Source organism: Haloarcula sp. CGMCC 1.6347 (assembly GCF_037078395.1).
Lineage (GTDB): Archaea > Halobacteriota > Halobacteria > Halobacteriales > Haloarculaceae > Haloarcula > Haloarcula amylolytica.
Window position 1 is genome coordinate 458520 of record NZ_JAYMGX010000002.1, and the last position, 25610, is coordinate 484129.

Here is a 25610-nt window from a genome sequence, read left to right on the forward strand (position 1 = left end):
CTAGCGGTGCGCAAGGGTATATAAAAACAGTTCCGAACGGTGACGACCTGCTAACACGGTTCTCCACTAATGGTGTGGTATGGCACAGCAGTCTTCTCCAAACACCGACCACGACGTCGGGACGCCCTCGGAACAGTGGCGCGAGTACCAGGGTTCGCCCACCGGCACCGACATCGAGTGTGAAGGGTGGCGACAGGAGGCCGCGCTCCGAATGTTGAACAACAACCTCGACCCCGAAGTCGCCGAGAAGCCGGAGGAGCTGGTCGTGTACGGCGGGACCGGGCGTGCGGCCCGGTCGTGGGACGCCTACGATACTATCGTCGACGAACTCCGTGAACTCGGCGACACCGAAACCCTCCTCGTCCAGAGCGGCAAGCCGGTCGGCCGGTTCAAGACCCACGAGAAAGCCCCGCGCGTGCTCATCGCGAACTCGAACCTCGTCGGTAAGTGGGACACCTGGGAGCACTTTCACGAACTCGAAGCGAAGGGACAGATCATGTACGGCCAGATGACTGCCGGCTCGTGGGCCTACATCGGCACGCAGGGCATCATCCAGGGGACCTACGAGACGCTGGCCGCGCTCGCCCGGGAACACTACCCGGACAACGACGGGCTCTGCGGGAAGATTGTCGTCACCGGCGGCCTCGGGGGTATGGGCGGTGCGCAACCGCTCGCGGTGACGATGAACCACGGCGTCTGCATCGCGGCCGAAGTCGACGAGGACCGTATCGACCGGCGCATCGAAACCGGGTACTGTCAGGAGAAGACCGACGACCTCGCGACGGCCATCGAACGCGCACAGGCGGCCGCGGCGAACGGTGAGCCCTACAGCGTCGGCGTCCACATGAACGCCGCCGACATGCTCGCGGAGATGTTGGACATGGGGTTCGTCCCCGATGTAGTGACCGACCAGACGAGCGCTCACGACGAACTCGAAGGGTACTACCCCGCTGGCTACACTGTCGAGGAAGCCGACCGACTCCGCGAGCGCGACCCCGAAACGTACGTCGCGGAGAGTCTCGATACGATGGAGCGCCACGTCGAGGGCATTCTGGAACTGCAGGACAGGGGTGCCATCGCTTTCGAGTACGGCAACAACATCCGCGGGCAGGTCGAGGACCAGCGCGACCTCGACACCGCGTTCGACTTCCCGGGATTCGTGCCCGCGTACATCCGCCCGCTGTTCTGTGAAGGCAAGGGGCCGTTCCGCTGGGCCGCGCTCTCGGGCGATCCCGCGGACATCCACCGGACAGACGACGCGGTCAAGGAGCTGTTCCCGGAGAAAGACGACCTCCATCGCTGGATAGACCTCGCCCAGGAGCAGGTATCCTTCCAGGGGCTTCCCTCGCGAGTGTGCTGGCTGGGGTACGCGACCGAGGACGGGCTGACCGAGCGCGCCCGCCTCGCGCTCCGCATCAACGAACTCGTCGCCGACGGCGAGATTACGGCACCCATCGTCGTCACGCGGGACCACCTAGATGCCGGGAGCGTCGCCTCGCCACACCGCGAAACGGAGGCGATGAAAGACGGGACTGACGCCGTCGCCGACTGGCCGATTCTGAACGCCCTGCTGAACTGTGCCGCCGGCGCAGACATCGTCAGCGTCCACGACGGCGGCGGCGTCGGCATCGGCAACTCCCTCCACACGAACAACCACGTCGTCCTCGACGGGTCGGACCTCGCGGCCGAGAAGGCCCGCCGCGTGTTCACGACCGATCCCGGGATGGGCGTCATTCGCCACGCCGACGCCGGCTACGAAATCGCACAGGAGATGGCCGACGAGAACGATGTCGCGGTCCCGATGCGTGACCGCAACCGCAACCAATGACCGACCTGACAGACCCGTCGCCGTGGACCGGCTCGTCCGGCGACCCGAACGACGAGCAGTTCGGTGACGTCGTCGAGACGGCCACGCTCGCGACCGCTGCCGAGTACGACGTGGTGCTGGTGGGCGAGCCGTACGACGGGGCCGTCATCGGACGGCCGGGCGCGCGTGCCGGCCCGGCGGCTCTCCGACGCGAACTCGGCGGAACGAAGACACACCACATCGAACGCGGACCGGTCCGCTCAGTCGCCGACCTCGGCGACATCGAGATTCCGGCCGGCGGCGTCGAACGGGTCCAGAGCGCTGTCCGCTCGATGACGGCCGAGATTCACGCAACGGGCGCAGTGCCGGTGTTTCTCGGTGGCGATAACTCGCTGACGTTCCCGAACGCCGCGCCGCTGTTGGCTCACGAAACGGTCGGCGCAGTCAGCTTCGACGCCCACCTCGATTGCCGCGCCGTTCGGGACGAGCCGACGAGCGGGACGCCGTACCGGCAGCTCCACGATGCGGGCCTCGACGCGCTGGCCGTCGTCGGCGCGCGCCACTTCGAAACCTCGACCGCGTACCACGACTACCTCGCCGAGCAGGGCGGGACAGTCCTGCCGCCGGCGTCGGTGGCCGGTGACCCCGCCGGCGCGGTGGACGACGCTCTCGACGCGCTCGGCGACGTGGACGCCGTCTACGTGAGTCTGGACCTCGACGTGCTCGACGCCGCAGCCGCGCCGGGCGTGAGCGCGCCGACGCCGGGCGGCCTCTCGACGCGGGAACTGTTCGGGATGCTGGGCCGCATCGCGTCCGACGACCGTATCGCCGGCTTCGAGGTGGTCGAGTGCGCGCCGCCACTGGAGGCCGGGGACCGGACCGCCCGCGCCGGGGCCCGCGCCGTCGCACACTTCCTCAGCGGCCTGGGAGGGAGCCGATGACAGCCCTCGATGCGGTGGTCTACGGCGCGGCTGAACTCGTCGCAGGCCCGGCGGCGGACGACCGTGGTCTGGAGACCTACGCGGACGGTGCAGTCGCCATCGTGGACGGCACGGTCGCCGCTGTCGGTCCGACCGCGGAGGTGACCGCCGAATACCCGCCGGAGAGCGCCAACCACGCTGTCGACGCCGACGGTCAGGCCGTCGTTCCGGGCTTCGTCGACCCCCACACCCACGCGCTGTTCGCCGGCGACCGCTCGGACGAGTTCGCCGCCAAACTGCGCGGGAAGTCCTATCAGGACATCCTCGCCGAAGGCGGCGGCATCCTCAGAACGGTCCGAGCGGTCAGGGAAGCCGACGAGGAAACGCTGCTGTCGAACCTGCTGGCACATCTCGACACCATGCTCGCTCACGGGACGACGACAGTCGAGGTGAAGTCCGGCTACGGACTCGACACGGAGACGGAGCTACGGATGCTCCGGGTTATCGACAGCGCCGACGACGTCCATCCCGTCGACGTGGTTCCGACGTTCATGGGCGCACACGCTGTTCCCGAAGGGTGGGACGCCGACGACTACACTGCGGCGGTCGTCGACGAGCAGCTTCCGGCTGTCGAATCACAGGGTATCGCCGAGTTCTGCGACGTGTTCTGCGAAGAAGGGGTCTTCTCGGTCTCGCAGTCCCGACGGGTCCTCGAAGCAGGCGCGGCCGCCGGGCTGACGCCGAAGGTCCACGCCGAGGAACTGGCCCACATCGGCGGGACGCAGTTGGCGGCGGACGTGGGCGCGGCCAGTGCCGACCACCTCCTGCACGCGACCGGCGAAGACATCGACGCGCTTGTCGACGCTGCCGTGACGCCGGTGTTGCTCCCCGGAACGGCGTTCGGCCTCGGCGCAGCGTACGCGGACGCGACGGCGTTCCGCGACCGGGGCGCGTCTGTCGCGGTAGCGACGGATTTCAATCCGAACTGCCACAGTCACAGCATGGGATTTGCGCTGTCGCTGGCCTGCGTCGAGATGGGACTGACACCGGCCGAAGCGCTGGTCGCTGGAACGAAACACGCCGCGCTCGCGCTGGACAGGGCCGATGGGCTGGGGACGCTCCGTGAGGGTGCACCCGGTGACGTCGCCGTCCTTGCCGCGCCGAGTCACGTCCACATTCCCTACCAGTACGGGACCAACGTCGTCGACACCGTCCTGAAAGGCGGCTCGGTCGTCAGCACCCCAACGCATGAGTCATACGCCCGGGATATGCAACCATGACCGCCGAAGTTGTCCTCGACGGCGAGTCGCTCACGCCCGCCGAGGTGGTCGCCGTCGCCCGGAACGGCGCGACCGTCACGGTTGCCGAAACCGCCCGCGAACGAATCCGTGAGTCCCGCGAGCGCGTCGAGAGCGTGCTGGACAGCGGCGAGGCGGTGTACGGCGTCACCACTGGCTTCGGCGACCTCGTCGACGAGCGCATCCCGCGCGAGGACCTCGACGACCTCCAGCGGAACCTCCTCCGGAGCCACGCCGCCGCCGTCGGCCGGGAGTTGACGACCGAGGAAGTCCGAGCGATGATGGTCGCGCGGGCGAACACGCTGGCGAAGGGGTATTCGGGCATCCGCGAATCCGTCGTCGAGTTGCTGGTAGCGATGCTCGATTCGGGCGTCCACCCAGTCGTCCCGTCGCGGGGCAGCCTCGGTGCGAGCGGTGACCTCGCCCCGCTCGCACATATGTCGCTGGTGCTTATCGGCGAGGGGGAAGCCGAGTTCGAGGGGGACCGACTCCCCGGCGACGAGGCGCTCGACGCGGCCGGCCTCGAACCGGTGACGCTCCGGGCCAAGGAGGGGTTGGCGCTCATCAACGGGACGCAACTGACCGTCGGCGTGGCCGCGCTACTCCTCGCCGACGCCGAACGGCTGGTCGCCGCCGCCGACGTCGCCGGCGCGCTCACGACGGAGGTGACCCTCTCCTCGACGGTGCCGTCCCACGAAGCCATCACCGACGTTCGGCCCCACACAGGTCAGGCCGCGAGTGCGCGAAACGTCCGGCGGCTGACGACCGACTCCGACGTGGTCGAGTCCCACCGAAACTGTGACCGCGTGCAGGACGCCTATGCGATGCGCTGTCTGCCGCAGGTCCACGGCGCGGTCCGCGACGCCGTCGCCCACCTCCGGGAGGCCGTCGAGGTGGAACTCAACAGCGCGACGGACAATCCGCTGGTGTTCCCCCGCGAGACGGTGGGGGACCCGGCCTCCGGCTCCGACAGCGCGGGCGTGCTGTCCGGCGGGAACTTCCACGGCGCGGTGCTCGCCATGCGCCTCGACTATCTGACGAACGCGCTCACCGAACTCGCGGCCATCTCGGAGCGCCGGACCGACAGAATGCTCAATCCGAATCTGCAGGAGCCACACCTCCCGCCGTTTCTCACCGAGCGAAGCGGCGTCCGCTCGGGCTACATGATCGCACAGTACACCGCTGCCGCACTGTTGAACGAATGTCGGTCCTTCGGCCGGCCCTCGATGGACAACACGCCCGTCAGCGGCAATCAGGAGGACCACGTCAGCATGAGCGCGCAGTCGGCCTATCTGGCCCGAAACGCAGCCCGAAACGCCGCCGCGATTCTCGGCGTCGAGCTGTGCTGTGGGGCGCAAGCCGCCGACTTCGTCGACGACGCCCTCGAACTGGGCGTCGGGTCGGCCGAGGCCTACGACGCCGTCCGTGCAGTGGTCCCGAAGCTGACGGCGGACCGACCCATTCACGAGGACATCGAGGCCGCGGGCGCACTCGTCGAGTCGCCGGCCTTCACCGAGCGGGTTGCTGCGGCGCTCGATGAGGAGCTGGAGTGACCCGGCCTCAGGACCCGAGCCCAAGGTCCGCGGTCCCTTCAGCCCCCTGATAACGCTCCCGGTCGTCCCAGTCGGCGATGCTCGAATGCGTTTCCCAGACGGCGGTTTCGAGATGCGCCTGTGTTATCTCCGAGCCGTCTCGCAAGGCGTGCCGCGCCGCGTCCTCGGCGACGAGCTCGAGGTCGCTGGCGGCGTAGCCAGCCGTCGGCTCAATGATGGCGTCCCAGTCGATATCACCGGCGACAGGCCGGTCCTGCAGGTGGATCTCCAGAATCTGCTTGCGGGCCTCGGCGTCCGGCGGTGGCACCTCCACGCGCTCGTCGAAGCGGCCCGAGCGCCGCAGCGCCGCGTCGATGTCCTCGACGAAGTTCGTCGCCGCGACCACGACGATGTCGTCGGCCGCCGCGCCTTCGAGTTCAGTGAGCAACTGATTGACCAACTGCTGCTCGCTCGTGTTCATCGAGCCGCGCCGCGAACCCGCGATGCCGTCGATTTCGTCGATGAACAGCACGCAGGGGGCGTTCGCGCGGGCCACCTCGAACACCTCGGCGACGTTGCGGGCCGGCTCGCCCATCCACTTGCTGGTCACGTCCGCGGGGCTGATCTCGACGAAGCTGTGGTCGAGTTCGCCCGCGAGCGCGCCGGCGAGGTGGGTCTTCCCACAGCCGGGCGGGCCGTACAGCAACAGGCCGGAGAGCACGTCGATGCCGTACTCGGCGTAGGCGTCGGCGTTCTCGAGCGGGTCGATGACCGTGTCTTCGAGGCGGTCCTTCAGTTCGCCCATCCCGCCCACGCCGCTGAAGTCGCGACCCGGGTCGGTTTCGACGAGCGAACTGGCCTGCAGGTCGACGCCGTCGGGCTGGACGACGCCGTTCTCGGCGACCATCTCGGGGTCGACCCAGTCCGGGATGCTGGTGTCGGTTTCAGTGGCGGCCTGCATGAGATGGTCCGTCCCGATTGCGTCGTCCGCCCGTAACGCCTTGCGGGCTGCGTCCTCGGCGAGGAGTTCGATGTCGCTGGCCGCGAAGCCGGCCGTCTCCTCGACCACGGGGTCGAGGTCGATGTCGGCCGCCGTCGGCCGGCCGGCGAGGTGAATTTCCAGGATCTGCGTTCGCGCCGCGGGGTCCGGCGGCGGGACCTCCACGCGCTCGTCGAACCGCCCCGAGCGGCGGATGGCGTCGTCCACGTCCTCGACGAGATTCGTCGCGCCCAGCACGACCACGTCCTCGTCGGCGATCCCTTCGAGTTCGGTGAGCAGCTGATTGACCAACTGCTGCTCGCTGCTGTTCATGTTGCTATCGCCGTCACGCGCGCCAGCGATGCCGTCGATTTCGTCGATGAAGAGGATACAGGGCGCGTTCGCGCGGGCGATCTGGAACAGCTCCTCGACCTTCTGTGCGGGTTCGCCCATGTACTTGCTGGTCACGTCGGCAGGCGTGACCTCGATGAAGGCGTGGTCGACCTCGCCCGCGAGCGCACCCGCGACATGTGTCTTCCCACAGCCGGGCGGCCCGTGCAGCAGGACGCCGTTGACGACGCCGATGCCGTACTCCTCGAAGGCACTCGGGTCCTGCAAGGGCCTGACGACCTTGTGGTTGAGCGTCTCCAGAAGCTCGGACATCCCGCCCACGTCGGCGAAGCTCCGGGACGGGTTCGGGTCGACTAGCCCGTCGGCCTGCATGTCGACGCCGTCGGGCTGGACAACCGAGCCGTCGTCCGAGGGTCGTTCGCGGTTTATCGAGGGCGCGCCGTCATCGTCGTCGTCGGAACTGCCACGACTGGGAGTAGAGTCCCGGTCCGTCCCGGCCGAGCCGGAGTCGTCGGATTGGTCGATCCGCTCTCGGATGTTCCGTTCGAGCCGGTCGGGGTTGACCTCGTAGCCGTACTCGGCCAGCCGGCGGGGTTCGGCGCTGAGGAACTCCGCGAGCCAGCCGTGGCGTTTCAGATCCTCGGTCGGGGCGTCCGGGTCCCGGAACGTGACGAGCTTGACGTCCGAGCTGTCCGGTGAGTGGTACTCGGCGAGCCAGAAGGGGAGATACAGGCGTTCGACGCCGGTCACGCCGTCGAACCCGTCGGGGTCGAAATCTCCGGGAAGCCCGTAGGACTCGCGCAGTTTCCGGAGGAACACGTTGGCCGTTCCTGCCGCGGCGGTCTGTTGTTGCTCGCGGTACTCCGCGACGCGCTGGGGCAGCAGCGACCGGGCGTCGTCGTCGGTGACCTGGAACTGCATCAAGACAGAGCGGCCAAGCGCCGGGTCGCTGCGGCCGAAGTCGTAATCGCCCGGCGGCCGGCGGACCACCGCGTCGGTGTCGTCGACGTACTGCGAGACGGCCCGGTCGTTGTCCGCCCAGAGACCGTCGAGAAACGCCGTCTCGGACTTCGTCGTCGTGCCGAACAGCTTCCCCTCGCCGGTCTCGTACTCGTAGTCGACTTTGAACACCGGATAGAACACCCGGTGGAGCCGTTCGAGTTGCTCGGTATCGCCGAAGGCGGTCATTGTCCGCTGGTCGAGGGTTTCCCTGACGGTTTCCTCGTCGGGTATCCGCCGGTCGGCGTAGATGTACGGCGGCAGGCTCATTCGAGGTCGCCCTCCCGAATCGTCCGCTCGGCGGCAGTCAAGGCGCTGTCGGCGTCGAAGGTCTCGATGGCGTCCCGCTGGGCGTCCGGGTCACCACGGAGGTCCCGAGCGTGCTCGGTGATGGTCGGTATCGCGCGGATGATGTTGTCGATGATGGGCACCGTCGCCACCTCCGCCGAGCGGCTCTGGGGATTGAGGTCGATGACCAGTTCCGTCTTCCCCATCTCACCCAGCGCCTCGGCGCGGTCACCGTCCTCCAGCGGGACGAGCACCACGTCCGCCGCGCCGATGCCGTCGGCGTCGACCTTCGCGCGCTCGTGGTCAAGTCCGGGGATGCGCCCGTCAGCGGTGAGCCCCTTCACGTCCGTTGCCCCGTGCTCGCGGAGGTACTTGGCGATGGCCTCGATGCGCTCCTCGGTCCGGTTGAACAGGTTCACTTCGAGGTCTGCGCCGGTCACCTCGGCCAGTTCGACGAGTTCGCCGGGCACGAGGGCGGCGGCGTTGCCGTTGACCGAGACGACGGCGTGCTCGGCGGACAGGAGGTGTGCCGCGGCGGCACGCTCGGCGTCGTCGGCGCTGTCGATGGTGCGCTCGCCCAGCAGGTAGTCGAAGGCCTCGCCACGGCCCTGGGCGATGAGGCCCTGGCGGGAGGTGATACCGCGGTCGACGCCCGCCTCGATCCGATGGCGGGTCAAAAGCGACTCGTAGCGGGGGTGGCTCTCAGGGAGGTCGACGTCCTCGCTCATACGTTCCAGTGATACCTCCCTGTACTAAAGTCGTCCGTCAGGCGCGTCCCGGGCGTTGTTGCGTGTCTCACCGGAACCGATCACCAGACGACGATGGCTAGCTCCGGAAAAGATTATCTGCGGGTCAGCACAACTCCGTGCCATGGATACCCGACAGGCGTTGCTTGTCGACGCGTTCGCCGCGGAGCCGACGGCGGGCACACCGACCGGCGTCGTCCCCGAGGCCGACGGACTGACCGACGACCAGATGCAGGCCGTCGCCAGCGAACTGGGGGCCACCGAGACGGCGTTCGTCCTGCCGGCGGCGGACGCCGACCGCCGGCTTCGCTGTTTCTCGCCGACCGAGGAACTGGACCGGGCTGAGACGGCGACGATTGCGGCTCACGCGGCGCTCTACGAGCGCGGCGAGATTGACGACGCCGAATGGACCGTTGCCACTGCCGGGGACGACATCGCCGTCGAAACCAAACCGAACGGGATGGTCTGGGTCGAGCAGGGCCGGACCGACATCACCGAGGTCGATATCCCCTACAGCGATGTCGCGGACGCGCTCGGACTCGACGCGGCCACGCTCAAGGACGTGGGTGCGGACCTCCCGCTCGTGACGGCCGACGCGGGCGAGGTGTGGCTCATGGTCCCGGTCAACTACTTCGAGCATCTGAGTAACCTCGCCGTGGACGGGGCTGCCGTCGCCTCGCTCTGTGACCGCGCGAACGCAGTCGGCGTGTACCCGTTCACCTTCGACACCGTTGGCGGCGACGCAACGCGCCGGTCGACGTTCCACGGCCGAGCCTTCCGAGCGGGTGGCCGGATAGAAGAGCCGGTAAGCGCGGCAGCGTCGGGAGCCTGCGCGGCGTTCGTTCGTCGCTACGGGGCGCTCGATGACACCGTCGAACAGATCATCGCCGAGGGCGGGCACTTCCGCGACCGGCCCGGGACGGTGTCGGTCGACACCGACGGGACCGAGGTGTGGGTCGGCGGTCGGGGCGTGACCGCATTGGACGGGACGGTCACTGTCCCTGCTGTTGACGACGACGATATTATCGAAGCGTGACTGTCCACACCGCACCGGCAGCCTGACCGCCTAATTCACTCGAAATCGAGTGAAGAGCGATCTCTCACTGGTTGCAACCGGAACATCCTTAATTGTCGTTGAAGATGGTACGAATGAGTCCATGCCAACACTGTGGCTCGACGAAATCGGTGCCGACGACCTGGCGCGGGTCGGCGGCAAGGCGGCGTCTCTCGGAGAACTGACCGGAGCGGGCCTCCCCGTTCCGTCGGCGTTCGTCGTTACCGCCGACACGTATCGGTCGTTCATCGAAGCAACTGGAATCGACGAGCCGCTGTTCGAGGCCGTCGATGTCGACAGCGACGACTCGCAGGCGCTGGCCGAGGCGGCCGAACGCGCCCAGGAGCTGATCCTGGAAACCGACACCCCACCGTCGGTCCGCGAGGACCTGCTGGCCGCCTACGACGAGATGGGCGACGAGGACGTTGCGGTGCGGTCCTCAGCGACCGCCGAGGACCTCCCGGACGCCTCCTTCGCCGGCCAGCAGGACACGTACCTGAACGTCTCGCGTGCGGATCTCCTGCAACGAGTCAAGGAGTGCTGGGCCTCGCTGTTCACACAGCGGGCTATCTACTACCGCAACGAGAACGACTTCGCGCACGACGCCGTGGACATCGCCGTCGTCGTCCAGCAGATGGTCGACGCGGAGAAGTCCGGCGTCATGTTCACCAGCCACCCCTCGACCGGCGGCCCGACGGCCATCATCGAGGCCGCGTGGGGGCTGGGCGAAGCGGTCGTCTCCGGTGCGGTTTCGCCCGACAACTACATCGTCGACCGCGAGACGGGCACCATCGACGAGGTGACCGTCGCCGACAAGAAGGTGATGTGTGTTCGGGGTGAAGACGGCGAGACAATCGAGCGCTCCGTCCCCGAGGAGAAGCGCAACGAGCGCGTCCTCTCCGAAGATGAGATCCACCGGCTCATCGAAATCGGCGAGCGCGTCGAAGACCACTACGACACTCCACAGGACGTGGAGTGGGCAGTCTACGAGGGCGAGGTGTATCTGCTCCAGTCCCGCCCGATTACCACCATCGACGACCCCGAAGAAAGCGCCGGCTCGGCCAATGAAGCCGAGAGTCAGCCGCCGGGAGCCCAGTCGGGCGTCGCCGACGGCGGGGCGATGGAGAGCCAGTCGGAATCGGTCCGGCTCTCCGGCATCGGCTCCGCGCCGGGCCGGGTCACCGGCGTCGTCCGCATCGTCGACAAGCTCGACAACCTCGACAAGGTCGAGGACGGCGACATCATCGTCGCCGAAATGACCACGCCGGACATGGTCCCGGCGATGAAACGCGCCAACGGCATCATCACCGACGAGGGCGGGATGACCAGCCACGCCGCCATCGTCTCCCGCGAACTCGGCGTTCCGGCCGTCGTCGGTGCCGAGGACGCGACACAGAAGCTCCGGGACGGCGAGACGGTCACGCTCGACGGCGACAAGGGCACAGTCGAGAAAGGGGCCAAGGTTCCCGAGACGACCGGCGAGGAAGAGGACGCCGGGCCGGTCGAGGCACACTCGCCCGTCAAACCGATGACCGGAACGGAGGTCAAGGTCAACGTCTCCATTCCGGAGGCCGCCGAACGGGCCGCCGCGACGGGGGCCGACGGCGTCGGCCTGCTGCGCATCGAGCACATGATCCTCTCGACGGACAAGACGCCCTCGCGCTACGTCGAGGACCACGGCGAGCGCGCCTACGTCGACGAAATCGTCGAGGGTGTCCGCTCAGTGGCCGAGGCGTTCTACCCGCGGCCGGTCCGGGTCCGGACCCTCGATGCCCCCTCCGACGAGTTCCGACAGCTCCAGGGCGGCGAGGACGAGCCGAGCGAGCACAACCCGATGCTCGGCTATCGGGGTATCCGGCGCTCGCTCGACCGACCCGGCGAGTTCAAGCTCGAACTCCGTGCGTTCGAGCGCCTGTACGACCTGGGCTACGACAACGTCGAACTGATGCTCCCGCTTGTCACCGACGCCGAGGACATCCTGCGGGCGAAGGCGCTGATGCAGGAGGTCGGCATCGACCCCGAGAAGCGCGACTGGGGCGTCATGATCGAGACGCCGGCGAGCGCGCTCTCCATCGAGGACATCTGCGAGACGGGCATCGACTTCGTCTCCTTCGGGACGAACGACCTCACCCAGTACACGCTCGCCCTCGACCGCAACAACGGCAACGTCGCCAGCCGCTTCGACGAACTCCACCCGGCCGTCCTGGAACTCATGCGCCAGGTCATCGGGACCTGCCGCGAGTACGACGTCGCCACGAGCATCTGCGGACAGGCCGCCTCGAAGCCGCGGATGGTCGACTTCCTCGTCGACGAGGGGGTCACGTCCATCTCGCCGAACATCGACGCCGTGCGTGACGTCCAGCACGAGGTCAAGCGCGTCGAACAGCGCCTGCTGCTGGAATCGGTCCGCTGAGGCCGCAACCGCCTGACGTAGCCAGCAGATTTTTTTGCACCGTTCGCTTCGTTGCGGTATGGCACCCGAATCGACACCGGAAGCCAAGAGTATCAGTTCCGGTGTGTCCTACATCCCTTTCGGCATCCCCGGACTGGACGGACAGGTCCGCGGGATTCCGACCGGGAGCACGGTCCTACTGGCCGGGGCGTCGGACGCGGGCGGCGACGCGTTCACCTACACGAGTCTCGCGACGCTGATGCTCGCGAAACACCGGCCCGAGATGGTCCCGAACGGCATCGCCCGGCGGAGCGAGGCAATTCCCGATTCGGTGACCTACATCACGCTCTCGCACGACCGCGAACACGTTTACAGCGAACTCGACGCCGTGCTCGACGGCTACCAGTTCGATACGCTCACAGACAACATGACTGTCGCCGATTTCTCCCAGCGCTTCATGGAGCTGTTGCCGGTTCCGGAGCCGCTGTTCGATGCGCGACGGAGCGACGCCGAAATCGAACAGCCCGACGCGGAGCCACCCGAGTCGGAGCCCGACGAGGGGACCTTCGAGAAACTGCTTGCCGACATCAGCGACCGGGTGAGCGACGCCGCGGAGACGCTCATCGTCATCGACTCGCTGACCGACCTCGAACGGGCGACGGAGTTCGGTCTACCCCAGAACCACGAAATCGCGTTCCTCATGGGGCTCCGGGAGGCGGTCGTCAACTGGGGGACCGTGGCCTTCGTCAAACTCGACCGGCCCGCGGGCGACGTGCGGTCGGACGAACTCATCCACGGCCTGCTGCACGGCAGCGTCTACTTCTACTCCAACGACAAGGGGTTCGAGACGTATCGGACGATGCGAGTCGGCTCCTTCGGCGGCGCGCTCGACACCGAGCGCCAGACCGTCTTCGAGTCGCTGATCGGGCCCACGGGCTTTCGCGCGAAAGCGACGAAGAAGATCGGGCCGTCGAACTGGTAATTCGGTTGGTACGAGCGCTACAGGACCAACTACGGACGGCTGCCCCGTTCTGGCCACCGTTTCGCCGTCAGGACGAATAAACAGCAGACAACGGACATCCCCGAGCACAACGGCTAAACCGCTCCCCCTCTATACTCGCGATAGATGCTCCAGCGGGCAGAGCCACAGGACTTCGAGCGCGTCCTCTCGTCGATGTGTACCGTACCACATCCGTCGGCACGCGAAGCGGCGGAACGCTTCCTCGCGACGAACCCCGGGGACCCCGGTACGTACGAGACCGTCGCCGACCTGGAACGCGAGGCCGTCGACTATCTCGGCGACATCACCGGGCTCTCGGACCCCGCGGGCTACGTCGCCTCGGGCGGGACGGAGGCCAACCTCCAGGCGATACGCATCGCCCGTAACCGCAGCGACACGGACGACCCGAACGTGGTCGCGCCCGTCCACGCGCACTTCTCCTTTACCAAGGCAGCTGACGTGCTGGGCGTGGAGCTGCGAACCGCGCCAGCGACGGACTACCACGCCAACATGGAAGCGATGGCCGAACTCGTCGACGAAGACACGGTGTGTGTCGTCGGCGTCGCCGGCTCGACCGAGTACGGCTACGTCGACCCGATCCCGGCTATCGCCGACCTCGCCGAGACGGTCGACGCACTCTGTCACGTCGACGCGGCGTGGGGCGGTTTCTACCTCCCGTTTACCGACCACGACTGGCACTTCGGCCACGCGGACGTGGACACGATGACGATTGACCCGCACAAGGTCGGGCAGGCGGCGGTCCCCGCCGGCGGACTGCTCGCGCGTGACCGCTCGTTGCTCGACGAACTCGCCGTCGAAACGCCGTATCTTGAGTCGACGGACCAGCTCACGCTGACCGGCACGCGCTCGGGTGCTGGCGTGGCCTCCGCCGTCGCGGCGATGGAGGCGCTGTGGCCGGCGGGCTACGAGCAGCAGTACGAAACGTCGATGGCCAACGCCGACTGGCTGGCCGACCAGCTGACGGCGCGGGGCCACGACGTGGTCGGTCCCGAACTCCCGCTCGTCGCGGCCGACCTCTCGATGCCGATGACCGACGAACTCCGGGACCGCGGCTGGCGGGTCTCGAAGACCGGGGCCGGTGAGATGCGCGTCGTGTGTATGCCCCACGTTACGCGGTCGATGCTGCGGTCGTTCGTGGCGGACCTCGACTGGTACTGAGTCTCGGACTTCGACTGGTACTGCGTCGCCGCCCTCGGTCCCGAACATACTGGTATTGACTACTCCCGAGAAGACATACGAAGGTTTAGAAGTGCCTGTTTGCTACAGAGGGTCGTGGACCTGGTAGTACCGACCACAGCGTTCATTGCCTTCATCGGTGACTGTACGACCGCCGGCACCCCACTGTCGCCGCTGGAAGAGGCCGTCTGTACGGCCACCGGTCCAACCGGACTGGGTATCATCGCGGTGTACTCGTTTCTGATCGCGTTCATTCTCCCGCTCCCGAGCGAGGTCGTGCTGGTTCCGGCCGAAACGCTTCGGCTTGGACTCTCTACGAACGGGAATCTGGTGGCGATTATCCTCGTCAGTGGTCTCGGGAAGGCTTTCGGCAGTCTCGTCGCCTTCCACATCGGTCAGGAGGCAAAGGAGTACGGCCCACTCGTGCGCTGGATCAAGCGCTCACGGTTCAATATCATCGAATGGTCGGAGAAGAAGACGGTACAGCTCGCACAGAAGTACGGCTACGTCGGCCTGGCGCTCGCGCTCTGTGTTCCCTTCTTCCCCGATACGATCTCTATCTACGCGTTCACCGTCCTCGAACGCGACTACTATCGGTTCGGTGTGGCGACGTTCTTCGGCAGTGCCGGGCGGCTTGTCGTGACACTCGGGCTTGCCGGCGGCACGCTCGCGCTGTTGTGACTGGGCAGACTCAGAGCGCGGCAGTCACGCCGAAACCAACCCCCTTTTGACCCGTCGGTGGCACACGAACAGGTATGAGCAACGACGAGTTTCCGACGGACCAGCCGGCGGTCGTGACCTGTGGGTTGCCCTACGCGAACGGTGACTTGCACGTCGGCCACCTCCGGACGTACGTCGACGGGGACGCACTGTCGCGCTCCCTCCGGCGAATCGGCCAGCAGACGGCGTTCGTTTCGGGGTCGGACATGCACGGCACACCGGTGGCGGTCAACGCCGCCGAAGAGGGTGTCGAGCCGCGGGAGTTCGCGCTTGACTTCCACGAGACCTACGCCGAGACGTTCCCGCAGTTCAACATCGAGTTCGACAACTACGGGCACACTGACGACGAGACCAACGTCGAGCTGACTCAGGAGTTCGTCCGCTCGTGGGTCGAAAACGACCACGTCCACGAAAAAGAGATCGAGGTCGCCTGGGACACCGAGGAGGACCAGCCCCTCCCCGACCGTTACGTCGAGGGGACCTGTCCCTACTGCGGCGAGCAGGCCCGCGGTGACGAGTGCGACGAGGGGTGTCAGCGCCACCTCGAACCCGGCGAGATCGAGGACCCCGTCTCGACGCTGACCGGCAACCCCGCCGAGTACCGCACTCGCGAGCACAAGTTCCTTCGGCTTGCAGACTTCCAGGAGTACCTCCAGGGCTTCCTCGACCGTCTGGAAGGCACCGACAACGCCCAGAACCAGCCCCGCGAGTGGATCGAGGGCGAACTGCAGGACCTCTGTATCACGCGGGACATGGACTGGGGTGTGGACTATCCCGAAGACGTTGATGGCGGCGAGGACCTCGTGCTGTACGTCTGGGTCGACGCGCCTATCGAGTACGTTGCCTCGACGAAGCAGTACTCCGAGCGCGTCGGCGACGACGAGTACGACTGGGAGCAGGTCTGGAAAGTCGACGGCGAAGAACACCACGGCACCGAGTGGGACGACGATTGGACCGACGACAACGGCGAGATTATCCACGTTATCGGCCGAGACATCATTCAGCACCACGCGGTGTTCTGGCCCGTAATGTTGCGCGGCGCGGGCTACAACGAGCCCCGGTCGATTCTGGCGACCGGGTTCGTCGGCATCGACGGCAAGGCGCTCTCGACCTCGCGCAACCGCGCCGTCTGGGCCGACGAGTACCTCGATGCCGGCTTCCACCCCGACCTGTTCCGGTACTACATCGCCACTGGCGCACAGATCGACACCGATGTGGACTTCTCCTGGGACCGCTTCCAGGAGCGGGTCAACGGCGAACTCGTCGGCAACGTCGGCAACTTCATCTACCGCTCGCTGCTGTTCGCCGAGCGCAACTACGACGGGACGCCCGATGCCGCCGTCAGCGACGACGTTCGCGACCGAATCGAGTCGGCAATCGAGGACTTCGAGACCGCCGTCCGAGAGTACGACGTGCGTGAACTGGCCGAAATCGCCATCGAACTCTCGAACTACGGCAACGAGTACATCCAGCGCAACGAGCCGTGGAACCTCGTCGACGACGACCCTGACCGCGCCGAACAGGTCATCCGCGACTGTGTGCAGTTGACCAAGGCTGTCGCGGTGCTCATGCAGCCCGTCCTGCCGGGCAAGGCCGAGCGCCTCTGGGGCCAGCTCGGCGAACAGGGCTCCGTCGCTGACGTGACCCTCGACAGCGCGCTCGAAGCGCCGCCGGCCGAGTTCGGCGAGCCCGCGGAGCTGTTCGAGCAGGTCGAGGACGACCACATCGAAGCCCTGAACGAGGAACTGCAGGAGCGGGTCGAGGAGGCCAGCGAGCCTTCGACAGAAGCCTCGAACGACGGCGGCGAAGCCGCCGGAGATGACGGGGACGACGACGCGGAGACCGCCGACCTCCAGCCCCTCGTCGAGGACCGCATCAGCTTCGAGGACTTCGAGGGCGTCGACATGCGCGTCGGCGAGATCCGCAGCGCCGAGCCGGTCGAGGGCGCGGACAAACTCCTGCGCCTGGAAGTCGATATCGGCCACGAGGTCCGACAGGTCGTCGCCGGCCTGCGACAGCTCCACGACGCCGAGGCCCTCCCCGGGACGCGCGTTATCCTCCTCGCGAACATGGAGAAGGCCGAGCTGTTCGGCATCGAATCCAACGGGATGGTGCTGGCCGCCGGTGACGAGGCGGACCTGCTGACCACCCACGAGGACGCGCCGCTGGGGACCCGCATCAAGTAAGCCCAGTCGCCAGCGCTTTTGTAGTCACGGCACGTATCACAGACCATGGATGACGACGGGGCCGCACGAGACGATGCGGCCGCTACGGGTGACACGTTCACCGAGGAGTACGAACTGGCGACGGAAGCCGACGTGATTCAGGTCGACGGTGACGCGGCCGATACGGACGCGGCCGACGAGGAGGAGGGCGCGGTCGCGGGCTCGTTCGCCCCGGACCTGGAAGTGACTCCCGATGCGCCGAAGCCTGAGAACGTTGTCTTCGTCGCGCTGGGGGTCTGCATCGCGATTCTCGCCCTCGGACGGATGTTCCTCGGGGCGGAGATGTACGCGCCGTCCATACTCGGCGGCGTGGTCCTGTCTGTCGCGCTCGGAACCGCTGTACTGTACGGGTTCTTTGTCCGGACGAGCGATGCGTGAGGCTACATCGGCACCTTCAGAGTCGCGCTCTCTACCCCGACACTTAATCCTGCTCCGACACTAAGTCGGGGCATGGTGAACCCGCTGGCGGCAGTTGCCACACTGCAGACCGAACCACTGTTAGGTATGTCGCTCTCCATCCTGCTGTTTCTGGCCGGCGCGGGCCTCATCGTGGGCGAAGCACTCGCCCCCGGGACTCACTTCTTCGTCCTCGGCGTGGCCCTGCTGACAGCGGGGCTGGTCGGGCTGTTCATCCCAGCGAGCCTGGGCATCTTCGCGCCGCTCATCCTCACAGTCATCGTCCTGGCGACCACGGCGGTCACGCTCTGGGGGTATCGAAAGCTCGATTTCGCCGCGCCGGGCCGCGGCCAAACGCTCAGTTCCGACTCGCTTACTGGCCAGTTCGGGACTGTGACCGAGCGCGTGACCCGAAGTGACGGCGAGGTCAAACTGGAAGACGGCGGCTTCAATCCGTACTATCAGGCCCGCAGTTCCGGCGACCCGATAGAGGAGGGAACGGAGGTCATCGTCATCGACCCCGGCGGCGGGAACGTGCTGGATGTCGAGCCGGTAGAGTCGGCGAGCGACGAAATCGACCGCGCACTCGAACGTGATCGAAACCGGGGCAGCGAGAACGACGACGCCGAACCGGAGCGGGAATCCGAGCGGGCGTAGGTGTGTAATTCGGTAGTTTGTGACAGGGACACCGAAGCCTTTTCCTTGAGCGCTCCGGAGGTCTGACTGTCATGTTCCCCGCGACAGCACCGCTACAACCCGGAGGACTCATCGGTTTCGTTACCGTAATCTTCCTCCTGATCGCCATCGCGCTGGTGTACTCCAGCGTCGTGATCATCCGCCCGTACCAGAAAGGTGCCTACACGGTCCTCGGCACCTATCGCGGCGTCCTCGACCAGGGGATTCACTTCATCTATCCCTTCGTCTCAGACGTGACGCGGTTCGACATGCGTACCCAGACGCTCGACGTGCCACGGCAGGAGGCAATCACCCGCGACAACTCGCCGGTGACCGCCGACGCCGTCGTCTACATCAAGGTGATGGACCCGAAGAAGGCCTTCCTCGAAGTCGATAACTACGAGCGCGCCGTCTCCAACCTCGCCCAGACGACCCTCCGTGCCGTGCTGGGTGACATGGAACTGGACGACACGCTGAACAAGCGGGGCGAAATCAACGCCCGCATCCGGAAGGAACTCGACGAACCCACCGACGAGTGGGGGGTTCGCGTCGAGAGCGTGGAGGTCCGCGAGGTCAACCCGTCCAAGGACGTCCAGCAGGCCATGGAGCAACAGACCTCCGCCGAGCGGAAACGCCGTGCTATGATTCTGGAAGCCCAGGGTGAACGGCGCTCCGCCATCGAGACGGCGGAAGGTGACAAGCAGTCGAACATCATCCGCGCCCAGGGTGAGAAACAGAGCCAGATCCTGGAAGCCCAGGGTGACGCAATCTCGACCGTGCTGCGTGCGAAATCCGCCGAATCGATGGGCGAGCGTGCTGTTATCGACAAGGGGATGGAGACGCTGGCCGAGATCGGCCAGGGCGAGTCGACGAAGTTCATCCTCCCGCAGGAACTCACCTCGCTGGTGGGCCGCTACGGCAAGCACCTCCAGGGCTCCGACGTGAAAGAGAACGGGCACGCGCTGGAAGCCCTTGACTTCGACGACGAGACCCGCGAGATGCTCGGCCTCGACGATATCGAGGAAATCCTCGGCCAGATCGACGAGGAAGCGCAGGTCGACGTCGAAGCCATGGAAGAGGAAGCCCAGAAGATCAAACACGGCGAGGACTCCGGCGTCGACAGCGCCGACGACGTCATCGAGGAGATGGACGCCGAAATCGACGACGACCCGAGCACGACTGACGTGGCCGGCGGCCCCGACGACACGACGCGAACGTCAGAAGTGGATAAGGACGACTAGTCCTGATAACCAGGCGAAGACGTTTTATTACCGACCCACCTTTTCGGTAGCAATGACGCGTGAGGGCGACGTGGACGAGGACAAGCGGGCGACGCTCCGTCGCTTTGCCGCCCTCGGTGCAGCGAGCCCGTTTGCCCGCTTCGGCGATAGCGGGAGCGAAAGCGACGCCCCCGACGCCATCGCCGGGTACGTCTCGGCACATCCCGGGACACACTTCTCGAAGCTTCGCGACGACCTCAAACTCGGGACCGGCGAGGCCCAGCACCACCTCCACCGGCTGGAAAACGAGGACGTCGTCGCCTCACAGAAGGACGGCGACTACCGGCGGTACTTCCCGGCCGGCCAGTTCTCCGAGTTCGAACAGGTAGCGCTTGGCTACCTGCGACGCTCGACAGCCCGCGGGATGCTCGTCACGCTCCTTCGCCGTCCGGACGTGACGGCCTCTGAACTGGCCAGCGAACTCGACGTGTCGCGACCGACAGTGAGCAACTACGCCGGCGACCTGGAGTCCGCCGGACTGCTGTCCCGAGAAGACGGGTACGCGGTGACCGAGCCAGAGACAGTGTTGACACTGCTTATCCGGTACGCCGATTCGTTCGATGACGATGTTGCCGAGCTAGCGGGCGAGGCCGACTCGCTGCTGCGGTACGATCCCTGAGCTGATTCTTTCCGCCGAGTTACGTCTCCCGGTCAACACCGGTAATTTCGAACCTGGCTCCGCCCGACTCGCTGTCGGTCACACTGACATCCCAGCCGTGGACGGCGGCGATATCGGCCACGATTGCGAGGCCGAAGCCGGTGCCTTCGGGCGCAGTCGAGTAGCCCGCTTCGAACACCGTGTCTCGCTCGTCTTCGGGAACCCCCGGACCGTCGTCAGCGACGTAGAAACCGCTGGCGTCGTCGATGTCACCGACGGTAACCGTCACTCCGGTATCGCTTTCGACGGTCTCGTCAGACTGTCTCAGACTGCCCCCAGAGCCCTGCTCCATGCTGTTTTCGTGCATCTGCGAGAGCGAGGGTTCCGACCCGTGTGCCATGCAATTCCGGAACAGGTTCTCCAGCAGGCGCTGCAATCGGCGGGGGTCAGCAACGACGACACTGTCCGTATCGGTCACCAGAGACCCGTTCTCCGTCCCGATAGTCTCCCAGCACGCGCTTGCGGCGGTCTGTAAACTGACGGGCTCGGTGGTCGTCGCCTCGCGTCCGTCCCGTGCCAGCGTCAGGATATCGTCAATGAGCGTCTGCATCCGCTCGTGGGCGCTGTCGATACTGTCGAGGTGGTCGTTGGTCACTGCCTGTTGGGCCAACTCCAAGTGGCCCTGTGCGACTGTCAGTGGTCCCTGAAGGTCGTGGCTGACGACACTGGCGAAGGACTCCAGTCGCTCGTTCTGAACGCGAAGCCTGCGTTCGCGCTCCTTCTGTTCGGTGATATCCTGGATGAACCCCCGAACTGTCCGCTTCTCCGCGCCTTCGACGCGTTTGCCGTGGGTCCGGACCCACCGACGGTCGCCTGTCGCGGTGATGAGCCTGGTCTCGATATCGTACGGTTCCCCGTCTTCGAGGGCCGCATCGACGGCGTCCGAAACCATCTCCCTGTCTTCGGGATGATAGAAGGACAGTCCCTCTTCGATTGTCGGATCGAAGTCGTCGTCGACCTCGTGGATACGGCGAGTGCCCGCTGTCCAGGTCAACGTCCCGGTTTCGTCGAACTCCCAGGCACCGAGGTCGCCGAGTTCCTCCGCCTCGGCGAAGAAGTCCCGTAACTGGGCGAGGTTCTGTTCGTGCTCGATGCGCTCCGTGACATCCTGACAGTGTGAGAAGATAGTGACAACACCACCCGAGTCGTCAGTGACGAGGCGATTGTGCCACTCGACCATGATACGCTCCCCGCCCTTCCGGACGTTCTCGTTGACGCTGTGGTAGCCACCGCTGGCCTCGCTAAGTGCGGACGTGACCGCGTCGACGTGGTCGTAGCTTTCCTCGCTGACGAACACCTCCCACGTCTCGCCGACCAGTTCCTCCTCGGTGTAGCCGAATATCTCTGTGAGAGTGTCGTTGACGCGGACGATTTCGAAGTCCTGGTTATACTCGACGAACCCGAGCGGCGACTGGTCGATAAACAGCGAGAGCCTGTCTTTACTCGCTTCGAGGGCGCGCTGTGACCGGTACTGTTCGACGGCGTTGACGATGCGGTTCGCGAGAAGGGCGTAGTGGCTGGTGTCTGACGTCTTCTGTAGATAGTCTGTGACGCCCGCGGAGATAGCGTCACCGGCGATCTCTTCGCTACCACGGCCCGTGTACAGGATAAACGGGAGATCAGGGTAGTCCTCGCGGACAGATTCGAGGAAGTCGATGCCGTTCTCGCCGGGCATTTCGTAGTCGGAAACGATACAGTCGACCGACTCTGTTTCGAGCAGACGCAGGCCCGCTGCTGCACTCGTCGCGGTCTCGATGTCGAACGCAGTCCGTTCTCGCTTGAGGAATGCCGCTGTCGTCTCTGCGTACTGCCGGTCGTCGTCGACGTGAAGCACCCGGATGGCGGAGCCAGCCTCGCCCATTGATGTGTGTAACTATGGCCTCAATGGTTATCAATATAGACATTCACCACTTACAATGTGTCCGGATATATCAGGGATAAATCGTCTGAAACGATGAATGAGCGACGGCACCGGATTTTCTCTACGTGAGGATACAGTTTTCACTCGCTTGGACGGCCGAGTGGGAGTGCCGACGTATCCGCGGTCGAGCCGGCACCGGTTCAGGTCTCGACCATCCACGTCGTCGAGGAGGAGTACCCCCACTTTTCCACAGCCAGATCGTGGTCGCCGTCGGCGATAGCTGTCATGTTCGTCCCGACCTCTTTGGCTGAGAGACCGAGTTCATCACCGATGAGCCGCGATTTGAAATACGTCTGTTCGTCAGCATTGGAACGGAGATACTCCAGAATACGTCGCTGCTTGTCCGAGAGCGGACTGTCGGGGGTTTGTGCGGTGGCGCTCATTAGTACAGTTACTAACAGTATCGAGACACCCTTATGGGATTTGGTACAGACGGTTAACGGCTTGCAGTCTTGCGGTTTTCCCTCGCTCGAACCGGGGATACTGCCGCGAGTTGGGCCACGCGACAGGTAGTTGGTACAGGCGGGAAACACCGTGAGCGCTCGTCGTCGCTCCGCAGTTGGGACGGTCACAGTCGTTCGCTCCGGCAGTTCTTTAGTAATGGCCCGTTTTGTGGCCGAACGGAGGTCTATCACATTGGAAATCTCGGATCAACTGCTGTGTCTGTTCAGTGCCGATATCCGCGACGAGGGGGACCGGTACGTCGTGGAGGTCCCGCGTCGAGAGATCGAGACGGGCGCAGTCGACTCGGGCAGTACCTATCGTGTTGCGCTCATCTCCACAGACGAGGGGACAGAGACGGAGGAGGAGACGGTGTCGGACACGCCACCGGACCAGCCACAGCCGCCGGTCGAACCGGGTGAGACGCGCTACGTCGAGATCGAAGACATCGGGAAGCAGGGCGACGGCATCGCCCGCGTCGAGCGCGGCTACGTTATCATCGTTCCGGGGGCCGAAATCGACGAACGAGTCAAGATCGAGATCACCGAGGTCAAGTCGAACTTCGCGGTCGGCGAAATCATCGACGACGTCTGAGGCTACTCGTAGGCACTGCCGTCGGGGCGCTTTGCCCCTTCGGAGTCGTGGACGACGACCTGTCCGGCTGACGGGTCGACGGGCCGGTAGTTGTCGCGGACGCCGATGGCCTCTTCGAGTTCCCGAACGGCACGTTCCTTGAGCGCCGCCGCCAACTCCTCGGCGTCGGCTCTGGAGATATCCCGGCCGAGTCCCTCACACTCGTGGGCGCGGACCATGCCCTCCTCGTCGACGGCTTCGCCCATCGGCTGGCTCGTCCCGCCGAGCGCGACGCTGAACGGGTAGTTTAGCCAGTACCGTGTAAATAATCGTAAACACAAAGTGGCAGGGATATGTAGGTGGAAGTACGGATGAGCGAACAAGTCCACATTCGCGTCCAAGAGGGGCGACGGGACGACTGGCGTGAACACGCGGAAGACGAACATCCCGAGAAGTACGGCAATCTAAGTGCCCTAATCCGCCATGCGGTCGAACGACAGATAGAGCGGGACCAGGGTGAAGGCACGGACACAGCCGAAGGGTCGGGATTCGACATTCCCGATGTGGGGCCGACGGATGGGCGGATGGACGAACTCCTCGAAGCGGTCCGTACCATTCGAACCGACGTTGAGGACCTATCCGACGGTGTGGACAGGGCCGTGGACGCGGTTCACGCACAAGAGGGGGTAGACCCTGATGTGGCCCCCGAAGTATTCGAGCTTCTTCCTGAAGGCAGTGAGAGCATGATGACGACGCAGGAGCTATACGAGAAAGCCGCGGGCCAGTTTAGTGCCGCGGAGGTTCGGTTTGCCTTGGAAAACCTCAAGCGCAATATGGGCGAGGTGAAGATGGTTGTTCCCGCCGAGGAGGGTGGGGGTTACCCTGACGACGTTGGGAAGTCCTACGCTCGTCATTGGTACAGGGAGGGGTAACCAATGAGTAGCGCCATCGACCGTTTTCAGCAACGCTACTCACGCCGTCGGGACCGAAGCGACAGCACGGCACAGACTTACGCCCGACGACTCAATCTGTTCCGTGATTGGCTCAAGGAGGACCGTGGGAAAGAGATTGAGGAAGCAACCACCGAGGACGTTCGGGACCACCTTGATTGGCTTCACTCGGAAGGGTACGCAGAGGACTCACTCAAGGGTTCACGGTCTGCTATTTCCCAATACTGGCAGGTGATGGACGTAGATGGGGACAACCCCGTGGACGGAATAGTTGAGTCGTGGACCACCAAATCGGACAAAGAAAAGGCCACCCGCGAGAAGCGATACTACCTCACCCGTGAACAAGTGGCTGATCTCATCGAGAACGTCCCTGAACCCACCACACGGAACGAAATCGTGGTCAAACTCCTGTATCAGACAGGGTGCAGACGGTCGGAACTGGCGACAATCCGCGTGGAGGACGTGGACCGTGAAGGGCGGACCATCACCGTGTGGGACGAGAAAGACGACGAACCCCGTGTGGTAGCTTACCAACCATCTCTCGATACTCCCTTGTCAGTCTGGTTGGACGTGAAGCGTCCCCAAGTCCATGGTGCGGGTGAAAGTCCATACCTCCTTCCGACTCGCCAGAGCGAACACATCAGTGGTGAGACAATAAGAAAGGTCGTCAAGACTGCCGCGGAGAATGCGGGTATTCAGGATTCCTACGGTGAGGACGCTAAGGGGCGGGAAAGGGCGCTCATCACTCCCCACGTCCTTCGACATACTCACGCAGTCCACGCGGCTGAAAACGGCATACCAGCCCCTCATCTGAAGCAGACGCTTGGACACACCAAAATTGACGTGACGCAAATCTACCTCGAAATTGCTCAAGACGACGCTGTGGAAATGCTGAAAGACAGGGGGCCGAGCCTCGAACTCTAATTACTATCAGACATCTTTCCGAGCAACACTATTACCGAATTGCATTCTAAGGCGCGTGAGAAGGACTCAAATCGATTTAGATCTCAGTCGAGGGTTAACCATTATCTCGCGTGAGGAAACGACTGTGGGCCAATTTGAGTCTATTTGAATACTCCTCAATTTGTCCACGGCCTTCGGTCCGACCAACGCGCCTGGGCTCACCCGCACACGCGCGTTCCGGCACCATGGCCGTGGAGCTATACCATGTACGTATAGTACCGTCCCTTGACGTGCGTACGCGCGAG

Annotated in this window: 21 protein-coding genes and 1 pseudogene; 17 read left to right on the forward strand and 5 right to left on the reverse strand. The window is 65.1% G+C overall.

The window, feature by feature from the left end; all coding sequences use genetic code 11:
* The first annotated feature begins 79 nt into the window (after positions 1 to 79).
* Genes hutU through hutH form a run of 4 tightly spaced genes read left to right on the forward strand, consistent with a single transcriptional unit; the run spans position 80 to position 5578 of the window.
* Entirely contained in the window at positions 80 to 1828 is a 1749-nt protein-coding gene (hutU, locus tag VI340_RS10790; protein WP_008312512.1) for a urocanate hydratase, read from the forward strand.
* Positions 1825 to 2748: a formimidoylglutamase gene (gene hutG, locus VI340_RS10795; protein ID WP_336358327.1), complete on the forward strand. Its 924-nt coding sequence runs from the start codon at positions 1825 to 1827 to the stop codon at positions 2746 to 2748. Before hutU ends, hutG begins: the two co-directional genes overlap by 4 nt.
* Positions 2745 to 4007 (forward strand): imidazolonepropionase, encoded by a 1263-nt coding sequence (hutI, locus tag VI340_RS10800; RefSeq protein WP_336358328.1) that lies wholly within the window; start codon positions 2745 to 2747, stop codon positions 4005 to 4007. Before hutG ends, hutI begins: the two co-directional genes overlap by 4 nt.
* Entirely contained in the window at positions 4004 to 5578 is a 1575-nt protein-coding gene (hutH, locus tag VI340_RS10805) for a histidine ammonia-lyase (RefSeq protein WP_336329069.1), read from the forward strand. The genes hutI and hutH overlap by 4 nt, the downstream gene beginning before the upstream one ends.
* Positions 5579 to 5585: 7 nt before the next feature.
* Here the strand turns inward: hutH and VI340_RS10810 are convergent, their stop codons facing one another.
* Complete coding sequence (locus VI340_RS10810; protein ID WP_336358329.1) at positions 5586 to 8156, reverse strand: ATP-binding protein; 2571 nt, start codon at positions 8154 to 8156, stop codon at positions 5586 to 5588.
* Positions 8153 to 8902: a 4-phosphopantoate--beta-alanine ligase gene (locus VI340_RS10815; RefSeq protein ID WP_336329067.1), complete on the reverse strand. Its 750-nt coding sequence runs from the start codon at positions 8900 to 8902 to the stop codon at positions 8153 to 8155. Before VI340_RS10815 ends, VI340_RS10810 begins: the two co-directional genes overlap by 4 nt.
* A gap of 142 nt (positions 8903 to 9044) precedes the next feature.
* On the opposite strand from VI340_RS10815, the gene VI340_RS10820 reads away from it, so the two are divergent.
* From VI340_RS10820 to VI340_RS10865, 10 genes are all read left to right on the forward strand, one after another.
* Positions 9045 to 9956: a PhzF family phenazine biosynthesis protein gene (locus VI340_RS10820; RefSeq protein ID WP_336358330.1), complete on the forward strand. Its 912-nt coding sequence runs from the start codon at positions 9045 to 9047 to the stop codon at positions 9954 to 9956.
* 121 nt (positions 9957 to 10077) lie between these two features.
* Complete coding sequence (ppsA, locus tag VI340_RS10825; protein WP_008312498.1) at positions 10078 to 12387, forward strand: phosphoenolpyruvate synthase; 2310 nt, start codon at positions 10078 to 10080, stop codon at positions 12385 to 12387.
* Between the two features lie 58 nt (positions 12388 to 12445).
* A complete protein-coding gene (locus VI340_RS10830; protein ID WP_008312496.1) occupies positions 12446 to 13348 on the forward strand; it encodes an RAD55 family ATPase in 903 nt (300 codons plus the stop codon).
* A 144-nt stretch (positions 13349 to 13492) separates the two neighbouring features.
* Positions 13493 to 14545, forward strand: a complete 1053-nt coding sequence (gene mfnA, locus VI340_RS10835) for a tyrosine decarboxylase MfnA (RefSeq protein ID WP_336358331.1) — start codon at positions 13493 to 13495, stop codon at positions 14543 to 14545.
* 114 nt (positions 14546 to 14659) lie between these two features.
* A complete protein-coding gene (locus VI340_RS10840) occupies positions 14660 to 15244 on the forward strand; it encodes a YqaA family protein (RefSeq protein ID WP_008312493.1) in 585 nt (194 codons plus the stop codon).
* Between the two features lie 74 nt (positions 15245 to 15318).
* On the forward strand, positions 15319 to 17469 hold the full coding sequence (gene metG, locus VI340_RS10845) for a methionine--tRNA ligase (RefSeq protein WP_336358332.1): 2151 nt from the start codon (positions 15319 to 15321) through the stop codon (positions 17467 to 17469).
* A gap of 45 nt (positions 17470 to 17514) precedes the next feature.
* Entirely contained in the window at positions 17515 to 17886 is a 372-nt protein-coding gene (locus VI340_RS10850; protein WP_008312488.1) for a DUF7312 domain-containing protein, read from the forward strand.
* 72 nt (positions 17887 to 17958) lie between these two features.
* Positions 17959 to 18561 (forward strand): NfeD family protein, encoded by a 603-nt coding sequence (locus VI340_RS10855; RefSeq protein ID WP_008312487.1) that lies wholly within the window; start codon positions 17959 to 17961, stop codon positions 18559 to 18561.
* 71 nt (positions 18562 to 18632) lie between these two features.
* Complete coding sequence (locus tag VI340_RS10860) at positions 18633 to 19820, forward strand: SPFH domain-containing protein (RefSeq protein WP_008312485.1); 1188 nt, start codon at positions 18633 to 18635, stop codon at positions 19818 to 19820.
* A gap of 52 nt (positions 19821 to 19872) precedes the next feature.
* Positions 19873 to 20478: a winged helix-turn-helix transcriptional regulator gene (locus tag VI340_RS10865; protein ID WP_008312484.1), complete on the forward strand. Its 606-nt coding sequence runs from the start codon at positions 19873 to 19875 to the stop codon at positions 20476 to 20478.
* A gap of 19 nt (positions 20479 to 20497) precedes the next feature.
* Here the strand turns inward: VI340_RS10865 and VI340_RS10870 are convergent, their stop codons facing one another.
* Both VI340_RS10870 and VI340_RS10875 read right to left on the reverse strand, forming a co-directional pair.
* Positions 20498 to 22378, reverse strand: coding sequence for a PAS domain S-box protein (locus tag VI340_RS10870; protein ID WP_336358333.1), 1881 nt, complete (start codon positions 22376 to 22378; stop codon positions 20498 to 20500).
* Between the two features lie 200 nt (positions 22379 to 22578).
* Entirely contained in the window at positions 22579 to 22821 is a 243-nt protein-coding gene (locus VI340_RS10875; protein ID WP_008312482.1) for a DUF7123 family protein, read from the reverse strand.
* Between the two features lie 253 nt (positions 22822 to 23074).
* On the opposite strand from VI340_RS10875, the gene VI340_RS10880 reads away from it, so the two are divergent.
* Positions 23075 to 23473, forward strand: coding sequence for a TRAM domain-containing protein (locus VI340_RS10880; RefSeq protein ID WP_008312481.1), 399 nt, complete (start codon positions 23075 to 23077; stop codon positions 23471 to 23473).
* Between the two features lie 2 nt (positions 23474 to 23475).
* Here VI340_RS10880 and VI340_RS10885 read toward each other — a convergent pair.
* Positions 23476 to 23757 (reverse strand): annotated as a pseudogene (locus VI340_RS10885) (YkgJ family cysteine cluster protein); the annotation flags it as partial.
* A gap of 66 nt (positions 23758 to 23823) precedes the next feature.
* Between VI340_RS10885 and VI340_RS10890 the strand changes: the two are divergent.
* Both VI340_RS10890 and VI340_RS10895 read left to right on the forward strand, forming a co-directional pair.
* A complete protein-coding gene (locus VI340_RS10890) occupies positions 23824 to 24384 on the forward strand; it encodes a hypothetical protein (RefSeq protein WP_336358334.1) in 561 nt (186 codons plus the stop codon).
* 3 nt (positions 24385 to 24387) lie between these two features.
* The gene (locus tag VI340_RS10895) at positions 24388 to 25326 is read left to right on the forward strand and encodes a tyrosine-type recombinase/integrase (protein ID WP_336358335.1); all 939 of its coding nucleotides are present in this window, start codon (positions 24388 to 24390) and stop codon (positions 25324 to 25326) included.
* Positions 25327 to 25610 lie beyond the last annotated feature (284 nt).

Excerpts from the sequence above, each read along its gene's own strand:
- hutU (WP_008312512.1), top strand. The coding sequence starts at position 80 with ATGGCACAGCAGTCTTCTCCAAACACCGACCACGACGTCGGGACGCCC.
- hutG (WP_336358327.1), top strand. The coding sequence starts at position 1,825 with ATGACCGACCTGACAGACCCGTCGCCGTGGACCGGCTCGTCCGGCGAC.
- hutI (WP_336358328.1), top strand. The coding sequence starts at position 2,745 with ATGACAGCCCTCGATGCGGTGGTCTACGGCGCGGCTGAACTCGTCGCA.
- hutH (WP_336329069.1), top strand. The coding sequence starts at position 4,004 with ATGACCGCCGAAGTTGTCCTCGACGGCGAGTCGCTCACGCCCGCCGAG.
- VI340_RS10810 (WP_336358329.1), bottom strand. The coding sequence starts at position 8,156 with ATGAGCCTGCCGCCGTACATCTACGCCGACCGGCGGATACCCGACGAG.
- VI340_RS10815 (WP_336329067.1), bottom strand. The coding sequence starts at position 8,902 with ATGAGCGAGGACGTCGACCTCCCTGAGAGCCACCCCCGCTACGAGTCG.
- VI340_RS10820 (WP_336358330.1), top strand. The coding sequence starts at position 9,045 with ATGGATACCCGACAGGCGTTGCTTGTCGACGCGTTCGCCGCGGAGCCG.
- ppsA (WP_008312498.1), top strand. The coding sequence starts at position 10,078 with ATGCCAACACTGTGGCTCGACGAAATCGGTGCCGACGACCTGGCGCGG.
- VI340_RS10830 (WP_008312496.1), top strand. The coding sequence starts at position 12,446 with ATGGCACCCGAATCGACACCGGAAGCCAAGAGTATCAGTTCCGGTGTG.
- mfnA (WP_336358331.1), top strand. The coding sequence starts at position 13,493 with ATGCTCCAGCGGGCAGAGCCACAGGACTTCGAGCGCGTCCTCTCGTCG.
- metG (WP_336358332.1), top strand. The coding sequence starts at position 15,319 with ATGAGCAACGACGAGTTTCCGACGGACCAGCCGGCGGTCGTGACCTGT.
- VI340_RS10850 (WP_008312488.1), top strand. The coding sequence starts at position 17,515 with ATGGATGACGACGGGGCCGCACGAGACGATGCGGCCGCTACGGGTGAC.
- VI340_RS10855 (WP_008312487.1), top strand. The coding sequence starts at position 17,959 with ATGGTGAACCCGCTGGCGGCAGTTGCCACACTGCAGACCGAACCACTG.
- VI340_RS10860 (WP_008312485.1), top strand. The coding sequence starts at position 18,633 with ATGTTCCCCGCGACAGCACCGCTACAACCCGGAGGACTCATCGGTTTC.
- VI340_RS10865 (WP_008312484.1), top strand. The coding sequence starts at position 19,873 with ATGACGCGTGAGGGCGACGTGGACGAGGACAAGCGGGCGACGCTCCGT.
- VI340_RS10870 (WP_336358333.1), bottom strand. The coding sequence starts at position 22,378 with ATGGGCGAGGCTGGCTCCGCCATCCGGGTGCTTCACGTCGACGACGAC.
- VI340_RS10875 (WP_008312482.1), bottom strand. The coding sequence starts at position 22,821 with ATGAGCGCCACCGCACAAACCCCCGACAGTCCGCTCTCGGACAAGCAG.
- VI340_RS10890 (WP_336358334.1), top strand. The coding sequence starts at position 23,824 with ATGAGCGAACAAGTCCACATTCGCGTCCAAGAGGGGCGACGGGACGAC.
- VI340_RS10895 (WP_336358335.1), top strand. The coding sequence starts at position 24,388 with ATGAGTAGCGCCATCGACCGTTTTCAGCAACGCTACTCACGCCGTCGG.